Below are 8,169 nucleotides of genomic sequence, written 5' to 3'. Positions count from 1 at the left end.
CGCCAAGAACCATCACCGGCTCTGCGCGAACTTCGCCCTCATCAACCTCTACTTACACCGCAAGCGGCTGGCAGGGCTCGCTGCATAGCGCCCGAGAACGGCCAATCAACTCAGCGCGATCCCCACCAAAACCAAGCTAAGCACCGCAGTATCGAAACAAAGCTGGCGGCCAACTCAAGCCACTCACCGACATCGTCAAATCAGCCGCCTGCGCAGAGGCTCCCTAAGGAATTTCGATCACTCGTTTGAGGCTGCGAAGGGTCTTAGAGGCCTGAAAGCACCCTTTCGGAGGCGGCCAGTGGCCTGCCAGGTATAGTCGCCGGTCAGATTGATGTGTTCCCAGCCGATGGGTGACAGGTGAGCCAGAGATTCATCGTCGATAGTGATGCCATGCTCACGCAAGGCGGCAACGGCGCGTTCCGAACTCAACCACGTATGTCTACCTGAATTACTCGCCGAACGACGGATCGCGAAGACAGATTGAGGGTCGCTCGATTTCGCTCGTTGACTCCTGGCTGTTGGCGACACCCGATGCTCGCTGTAAGTTTCAAAACGTCGACGGAAACGTCGGTCTGACAATTCCCAGCGACGTCCATATTGGAATGCGCATCTCCGCAATGTACAGATGGATTCCGCCGACTCTTATCGTCGATAAGGCGCGTCTTTTGCCGCGTAGACTGATGGAATGGCCAAAGCTCCAGCAGCAATCACATCGCCCAAGCTTAAGAAGCTCGCGCAAAAGGCCTTGAAGTCCCCGAGCATGCTCACGACAGAAGAGACGCGGGAACTCGCTTACGACGAAGCAATCTGCTGCTTTTACGGAACTGCTGGCTGCCACGGCGATACAGGAAGCGAAAAAGAACGGCGAGTTCACGATCCCCGGTCTTGGCAAGCTGGTAAAGGCACAGCGAGCCGCGCGGATCGGCCGCAATCCCCAGACTGGGGAATCGATCAAGATCAAGGCAAAGACGGTCGTCAAGTTCCGTATCGCCAAGGCGGCGAAGGACGCGATCGCTCCAACAAAGTAACTCAATCCGCTACATGGAACATCATGGTCCCTCGGAGGCATTCGGGGGATCTTTCCTTTGAATCCAACACGAGAGCCCACCCCACGAGCAGGAGATCCTATGTCCGAGACACTCAAGAAAAAGACAGCACCACGGAAAACGGCAGCCAAGAAAAAGACGGCGCCGGCGGAGCCATCTAACGTTCCTCCAACGCACCAAGACGTCGAATTGCTTGCATATCAACTGTGGGCCGACCGGGGCCATCATCACGGCGACGATGCCCAGGACTGGTTACATGCAGAGGAGCAGTTGAGGACGCAACAGTAGGCGATGACAGTTCAAGGTGACCTGCCTTTGATCAAGTCCGAGATTCAATCAGATTTGCCCAGAAACTGCACCTCGAGAATGCAGTGATCGATCGCCTGAGAGTGAGCCTCTAGCTTCGCAACGGAGGCTGCATGGCGGCTGAGGTCGCAGCGTTCCAACCGATGCGCTCAGCCTTATATCCTTCGCTATCAGCAGTCCATTTGGAGATCAATTTGCGGAGATCTTCTTGTTTGGCAATGACCATCGTTTATCGCAGTATTTTCATCACGACGATCGGATGATGCCGTTGGGTACGGATTGTGTGGCAGGGGACGCCCTATGTCCGATAACGACTATCAGTTGAAATACAACCGCTCAACTGCTGGGCAGGTAGGTAATGCCAGTGATCGGGGCCGTACTCCGGAAGGAAACGAATAGGATCAGTCATGAATGCTGCAATCAGATACACCCTCTTTTCAACCCGTTGCTGAGCAGCGCCTCGCGGTCGAGCTGTTTCTTGCTGGCGGGAATCTTCGGATCGACGCCTATGCGGGAGCGGGCAAAACAACCACGTTGAAGATGCTGGCTGCCAGCAAGCCCTCCCCGGCTCTCTACTTAGCCTTCAATCGCTCGATTGCCTCCGAAGCCCGAGGGCGCTTCCCGGCGCATGTGAAATGTGCAACCACGCACTCGATCGCGTTCCGGGCAGTTCGCAGCAGCTTGGGCTATCCAGAGTGGAAGCTCACAGAAAGCCTGACACCCAACCTGATCCTCCAGGCATTTCGTCTGCCAGTAGAAATTACCTTCCATTCAGGAGTTGTGCTTGAGCAGAAGTCTTACGCTGCTGTCCTCCGCGACGGATTGAAGCTGTTCCTCCAAAGCCGCGATGCGGCTCCCTCGACGTTGCATGTCCCCCGCTATGGAGCCTTTGAGCGGCTGGGCTCTGAACAGTTCGAAAGCTTTGCGAAACAGGTCGCTGAGCACCTTGGATATCTTTGGTCGAGCATGCTCGATCGACCAAAGGGCCTGCCGCTCGGGCATGATGGCTATCTGAAACTATGGGCGCTGTCGAATCCTCGCGCACAGGCTGACTACATCATGGTCGACGAGGCGCAGGACCTCAACCCAGTCCTACTGGAAGTGCTGAATCGATCAGAGTGCCAGATTGTCTATGTGGGCGATGCAAACCAGCAGATCTATGAGTGGCGCGGGGCTGTGAACGCAATGGACCAGGTTCAAACGAGCCATCGCTGCTTACTGTCACAGTCCTTCCGTTTTGGTCCCGAGATTGCGGCGGCGGCGACTATCGTACTTCGCACGCTAGGTTCGCGAGAGCCCCTTCGTGGCTCTAGATCCGTCGTCTCTCACATTGGTCGCGTCAAGCCAGACGCCATCCTCGCTCGCAGCAATGCAGCGGTGATGTCCAACATCCTCAGGTGCCTTGCTCGCAACTTGCGGTGTGCCGTGGTTGGCGGAACAAAGGATTTGGAGCGCGTCCTTACAGATGTGCAGCGAGTGAAGCAAAATCAACCTGGGCAATCCCCGGAACTTGTCGGCTTCCAAGGATGGAAGGACGTGATGAGCTTCAGCAATCGGCCCGAGGGTGAGGGCTTGCGACCGCTGGTCAATCTCGTCCAGGAACACGACGAAACTCGTATTTTGGGAGCGCTCTCTAAATGTGAGCCCGATGAGTCGACAGCGCAGGTCATCTGTTCGACTGCTCATCGATCCAAAGGGAGAGAGTGGGATTACGTTTATCTCGACCCTGATTTTGAAGCTGGCTTCCTGAGAGCGAAACGCCTCGCATCAGCGGAGGCGGCCAGGGCCACTGCATCCGAAGCGAGATTGCTGTATGTCGCCATGACCCGAGCAAAACTCGAGGTTCAACTCCCACGGGAGGTGGCAAAGCGTTTCGGTATCCGCAACACCACCACCGAGGTACTCGGGCGGCCCCTTCACCCTTAGAGCGCTGAGCAAGCTCGAGCAAATGATCGATTCCTCAAAGAGTCGTCCGTGCCAGCTGCTCTTAACTAAAGAGCTGCGGCAAGCGGTCTTCAGGTGCGGGACAATCGCTCGATTGTGTCTAGCTTCTCCTGAGCGAGACCGCGCAAATCAATTAGACTGACTCGACGCTCGCGCAGTAGCGTGGCAAAGACTCGAGCTAGAACGGAGTAGCGGAAGTCGAAGGTGCGGGCAATCCCTTCTCGCTGATCGATAAGCCACGTTTCCATCTCCCACAAATCCGATGCTTCCTTGATTCGTTCGGCCCGTTCCTTGGCTTCATGGATGACGGCGGCCAATTCCCTGTCCAAAGCCAGGTTGAGAGCTGTGCGGGCGGCGAGCTTTTCCTTCACCGACCACTTCCACCCGATCATTCCGCTGTGGCCATGACACTCGCCGTGATCATGCTCCGCTTCTCCTAGACCGCATTTAGCTTTCAATTCCCTGCTGAAGAATGACATCGTGCCGCGGTGGAGTTGCCGAGAGCGCCGTTCTGCAACGAGCGATCCCCTTTTGTCCTAAAAGGACTTCAACCGCGCTCAGAAGCTTGTGGGATAACGTAGAGGTGACGTATGCAGACTTTCCCTCTGTGCCCCATAAATTGCAAGAAACTTATCAAGACAATCCTGATGGGGTGCTCAGGGCAGAACAGTTTTACTACACGCTTCCCGACACCCCAATCTCAGATTTGGCCACAGTTAGAATCGAACGGTTACCCCTCCAATACAACAAGAAGTTGGAACGGATCAACGGCCACTGGCCGGAAGACGTCCTGGAGTTACGAAAGACGAAACCGTTGATCTTGCGGTGGTCAGACAACAAGACACTGATCGTTTTGTGTGACGGCTGTGGCAAGAGGCTCAGTGACGCATCGAACAAACTTGACTTGGTTTACGGAGTTCATGTGAAGTTCGAAGGATTTCGCCCGTAGGTGAACCGGAGGAGTCCTTTCAGACCGAGCTCACAATCTTCCGTAGGTGCACGGGAAACGGTGTTTGCGGCAACTCCGAGCTGACCAGCTCGGGAACCCGGCTCTGTCGTCCGCACGCCACGATTTCCAAAATAATGCAAGGGATCGGCTTAACATCTACGCGAAGACATCCCCAGACCAGCCCGCGATGTCCTGGAGAGGAACCTCTGAGGGTAGCTCGGCTCTAATCAGCTCAATAGCCTCGCGGAGGACGAGTTGGACACGCTCTATCGCTGCCTGTTCAGCTTGGTTGGGAGCGTCGGCCCCTTCCTCTATCTTGTGGTGCTCCAGCGTCTCCTTGTCGATCTGACACGCCTGGATAATCTCCCGGAAGATGGCGATGGTGGGGCCGTTCGTGAGCATTCCCGATTGTAGTACCGGTTAGGCTCCACCAAACCGGACGAACTGGTCCGACAATGCGGCAATCACGACCGATGTTGGCAGCCCAGAACTCCCCGTAATTGCCGCAAACATCGACTTTGCAGCAATCTCGCCCGGGGCGCTCCGCCTTAGTCGATGAGTGACTCGGCGATTTATCAACCACCGAGTGTTCCTAGTGCTTAGATCGACATTCGCTAAAGCGAACCTCAGACACCGTCGCATGCCGCACACGTCATTCGATGGCATTACGGGGAGATGGCGAACGAGATGCCGCAACAGACAAGGACGTGTGCCTACCTGAGCGAAGCAGACTACGCGGCCCTGTCCCGCTTGGTACCGAACCTGCAGTATGTGCTCGAATGCGTGGATGAGGCACTCACGGCCGCGCGGAGGGCGCTGAAGGATAAGCTTGAGCGGATCAAGAACTAGCGGCTTTCAACTTACCGGACATAGCGCAGTTGCTCGCCATGCAAACTCTTGCTGTATGACCGGGATGCTGTTCTATAATCGCCTCGTCAACAAAACAGAGCCGTGTCGAATCTCCGTCAGCCTCGAATGTCCCTCCGCGAAAAGGCACTAGCGTTGCCGCGAACTGCCGCCCCTGAAGTCAAGAAGAAGGATTCCTGGGACAAAGCAGGGGTGCTCGCGAGCATACTTTCGAGCGTTGTCATTGCCTCGTTAACTCTGGTGTTGAACCACACCATTCAGCAAACGCAAGTGGATATGCAGGCTCAACAACTCAAGGCTTCACAGGAAACCGCGAGGCGCGAGGAGAGAAATCAGAACGCCAAAGCCACAACGGACCTGATTCAGTATCTGCTCAGCGGAGAACCCGCCAAACAACGAATCGCTTTGATCGCGCTGCGCCGGGCGGTTCAGGATGACGATGATCTCGTCGTCAATATTGTGTCGGTGGTCGCGTCAACGTCTAAAGACCAGTCCGTATACAGTACCGCGACAGACACGTTGCAGGCGTCGCACGATCCCCGTGTATCAAGAATTCTTGCCGACATGTCCGTCGCGCAATCTAAAGAAGACCCGAAGCGCTCTGTCGTTGCCTACCAAGCCGCTCAACGTGTGGGAGTGCAAGCTGCGGTTGGTAGTGGAACGACCATAGTCTACGCTACTCCTGCTGGAGGATACACTTTCGAGTCCGCCGCGGCAGGCGCCGGTGTTTTCACCCATGCGCTAATAGACACACTGCAATCGAATATCGGTCCAGTGAAACAAGGCGTTCTTGATTTATCTAAGCTAGCCAGCTATCTAAATCCCCGGATAGCATTAAGCACGCCGAGTCAGCCGATGCCGTTCGTCGTAAACGATGGCTCAACGAGCATCCCGCTTTGGGCGCCAGCCAAGACGCAAGTTCTTGCGATCGGGATAGCGAAATACACTTCACCTGCCATTCCTTCACTGCTCTACTCAGCAAGGGACGCTCAGGCCTTTACGGCCTTGATGAAATCACATGGCGCGGAAGTATCGACCATGATCGATGTCACGCAAAATCAGATACTGAAGAAGATTGACGAATACGCATCGAACGGTGACGATTCTGGGACTTTCGTTCTGTACTTCGCCGGCCATGGATGGAATTCGAAGGGAGTTCAGCGGCTTGCCGCAGCCGATTCATTTCCACCCTCCAGTTTGAGAGCTGAACTGACTCAGCCACAAACAAGGGGCATAATCCTTCCGCAGGACAATGGGATGCCTCTCTCGGACATCATGCAGCATATCGAGAGGCTGCCATTTCGCCACAAACTCGTCTTCATCGACGCCTGCGCTAACGAAGTGGAGACCGGCAATCGATGAAGTCGAGACGAATACCTGCAACGATGCGTTAGGCAGTTTGCTTAGGCTATTTGCAATACTCAGCTCACTCTTTGAGCTGGCTCCACGCCCGAGATGGATGGTTACAGAGGCGCACCATCTCATTAGTCGGCTTGTGTTTACCAACGCCAACTTCAGTTGGCGAGAGCAGGCCAAGTCACTCACTAAGGGGCGGCTCTCGAATCGATTGAGGATGAAGTTCCCTCGAAACGGGGCGGTCTCAACGGGTCGATGCAACACTATCTGATTTGGAGGTGGTGTTGATGAGACAAGGAAGACGGTACGGGCTTTCTGCGGAGCAGAAGGCCGAGATATGGCAGCGTTGGAAGGTGGGCGAGTCGTTGCATGAGATTGGACGCGCCTTCGGCAAGGATCATGGCTCGATCCAGTTCCTGTTAGCGCAACACGGCGGGATCGCTCCGGTCGCCCGTCGCCGTTCGCCGCGAACCCTCACGTTGGCTGAGCGGGAAGAGATCTCCCGAGGGATAGTTTCAGGCTCGTCGATTCGTGAGATAGCCGGAGGGCTCGGTCGAGCTGCGTCGACGGTAAGTCGAGAGGTCGCACGCCACGGCGGCCGGCCAGTGTATCGAGCCAGTGAAGCCGATCAGCGGGCCTGGAAGTTGGCTCTGCGACCTAAGGCCTGTCAGCTTGCAAGGCACAGGAAGCTGCGGCTGATCGTGGCCAGTAAACTGATCCAGAACTGGTCGCCACAACAGATTTCAGGTTGGCTGAAGCGACGCTATCCCAACAACGAGAGCATGCGTGTGTCCCACGAGACCCTCTACCGCAGTCTATTCATCCAGGCTCGAGGAGTGCTGAAGAAGGGTAAGCGTGTGGTCTTCCCCTCTAGCCTTTAGGCGATGCTGGCCTGACGATGAGTTGATGGAAGCTCCTGGGGTATTTGTCCGGCAGGTCCGGAAGCGGCGTTCCACTGCTGAGAAGCGGCTGATTGTGGAGCAGGCCTTGGAGCCGGGCGCAAGCGTTGCGCGAGTGGCTCGTGCTCATGGCCTGAACGCGAACGTGGTGTTCAACTGGCGTCGCTTGTATAGCGAAGGCAAGCTGTCCGTCGAGATGACTCAAGCGGTGAAGCTTCTGCCTGTGAGCATCGAGGAGCGCGAAGTCGTCGATCCACCGGCAGAAGAGGCAGTCACTCCCAGCTGTGGTTCGATCCACATCGAGCTCCGGGGCAAGGTCCGGATCAGTGTGGAAGGTCATGCAGACCCCGCCGCGATACGTGCCGTTCTGCGAGGGTGATCGACCTTCTCGTCAAGGAGCAAGGCGCGGGCACGCGGATCTGGATTGCGGCAGGTGTGACGGACATGCGTCGGGGCTTTCAGGGGCTTGCGGCCCAGGTCCAGACAGCGCTTGAACAGCAGCCCTACTCGGGTCACATCTTCATCTTTCGCGGGCGGCGTGGAGACATGGTGAAGCTGCTTTGGTTCGACGGCGACGGACTCTGCCTGTTCCAGAAGCGGCTCGAACGAGGACGTTTTGTGTGGCCCCAGGCTTCGAGTGGTACAGTCTCTCTGAGCCGTGCTCAGTTGTCGATGTTGCTCGAAGGGATCGACTGGAGAGCGCCTCTTTCGCACCGCCGAACGGGTGATGAGTGTTTAAGGTTTCGTCCAGTGTTCACAAGGGTTTTCTTCTGTTAAGTGGGGCGTGATTGTGGCATACTTC

7 protein-coding genes and 4 pseudogenes are annotated in these 8,169 nt (G+C 56.2%); 8 read left to right on the top strand and 3 right to left on the bottom strand.

From position 1 onward, the window contains the following. Positions 1-237: 237 nt before the first annotated feature. A pseudogene (locus HDF16_RS29725) lies at positions 238-420 on the bottom strand (Tn3 family transposase); the annotation flags it as partial. 371 nt (positions 421-791) lie between these two features. Between HDF16_RS29725 and HDF16_RS29720 the strand changes: the two are divergent. The 3 genes and pseudogenes from HDF16_RS29720 to HDF16_RS29710 all read left to right on the top strand — a co-directional run. Further along, a pseudogene (locus tag HDF16_RS29720) lies at positions 792-1,028 on the top strand (HU family DNA-binding protein); the annotation flags it as partial. Positions 1,029-1,127: 99 nt separating this feature from the next. Further along, the gene (locus HDF16_RS29715) at positions 1,128-1,334 is read left to right on the top strand and encodes a DUF2934 domain-containing protein (protein WP_184224510.1); all 207 of its coding nucleotides are present in this window, start codon (positions 1,128-1,130) and stop codon (positions 1,332-1,334) included. A 429-nt stretch (positions 1,335-1,763) separates the two neighbouring features. Beyond that, complete coding sequence (locus HDF16_RS29710) at positions 1,764-3,278, top strand: UvrD-helicase domain-containing protein (RefSeq protein WP_184224508.1); 1,515 nt, start codon at positions 1,764-1,766, stop codon at positions 3,276-3,278. Positions 3,279-3,367: 89 nt separating this feature from the next. On the opposite strand, the gene HDF16_RS29705 is transcribed toward HDF16_RS29710, so the two are convergent. Then, complete coding sequence (locus tag HDF16_RS29705; protein WP_184224506.1) at positions 3,368-3,775, bottom strand: hypothetical protein; 408 nt, start codon at positions 3,773-3,775, stop codon at positions 3,368-3,370. Between the two features lie 626 nt (positions 3,776-4,401). After that, a complete protein-coding gene (locus HDF16_RS29700) occupies positions 4,402-4,647 on the bottom strand; it encodes a hypothetical protein (RefSeq protein WP_184224504.1) in 246 nt (81 codons plus the stop codon). 285 nt (positions 4,648-4,932) lie between these two features. On the opposite strand from HDF16_RS29700, the gene HDF16_RS29695 reads away from it, so the two are divergent. From HDF16_RS29695 to tnpB, 5 genes and pseudogenes are all read left to right on the top strand, one after another. Then, positions 4,933-5,094, top strand: coding sequence for a hypothetical protein (locus HDF16_RS29695; RefSeq protein WP_184224502.1), 162 nt, complete (start codon positions 4,933-4,935; stop codon positions 5,092-5,094). Positions 5,095-5,220: 126 nt separating this feature from the next. Next, positions 5,221-6,474 (top strand): caspase family protein, encoded by a 1,254-nt coding sequence (locus HDF16_RS29690; RefSeq protein ID WP_184224500.1) that lies wholly within the window; start codon positions 5,221-5,223, stop codon positions 6,472-6,474. Between the two features lie 281 nt (positions 6,475-6,755). Next, positions 6,756-7,316, top strand: a pseudogene (locus tag HDF16_RS29685) (transposase); the annotation flags it as partial. A gap of 91 nt (positions 7,317-7,407) precedes the next feature. Next, a pseudogene (gene tnpA, locus HDF16_RS31490) lies at positions 7,408-7,746 on the top strand (IS66-like element accessory protein TnpA); the annotation flags it as partial. Further along, entirely contained in the window at positions 7,743-8,144 is a 402-nt protein-coding gene (gene tnpB, locus HDF16_RS29675; RefSeq protein ID WP_348641467.1) for an IS66 family insertion sequence element accessory protein TnpB, read from the top strand. The pseudogene tnpA and the gene tnpB, both read left to right, overlap by 4 nt. The last annotated feature ends 25 nt before the right edge of the window (positions 8,145-8,169 follow it).

This window comes from Granulicella aggregans (assembly GCF_014203275.1).
Taxonomy (GTDB): Bacteria; Acidobacteriota; Terriglobia; order Terriglobales; family Acidobacteriaceae; genus Edaphobacter.
Note: the sequence above shows the minus strand (reverse complement) of the source record. Positions and strands in the feature narration are given on the sequence as shown.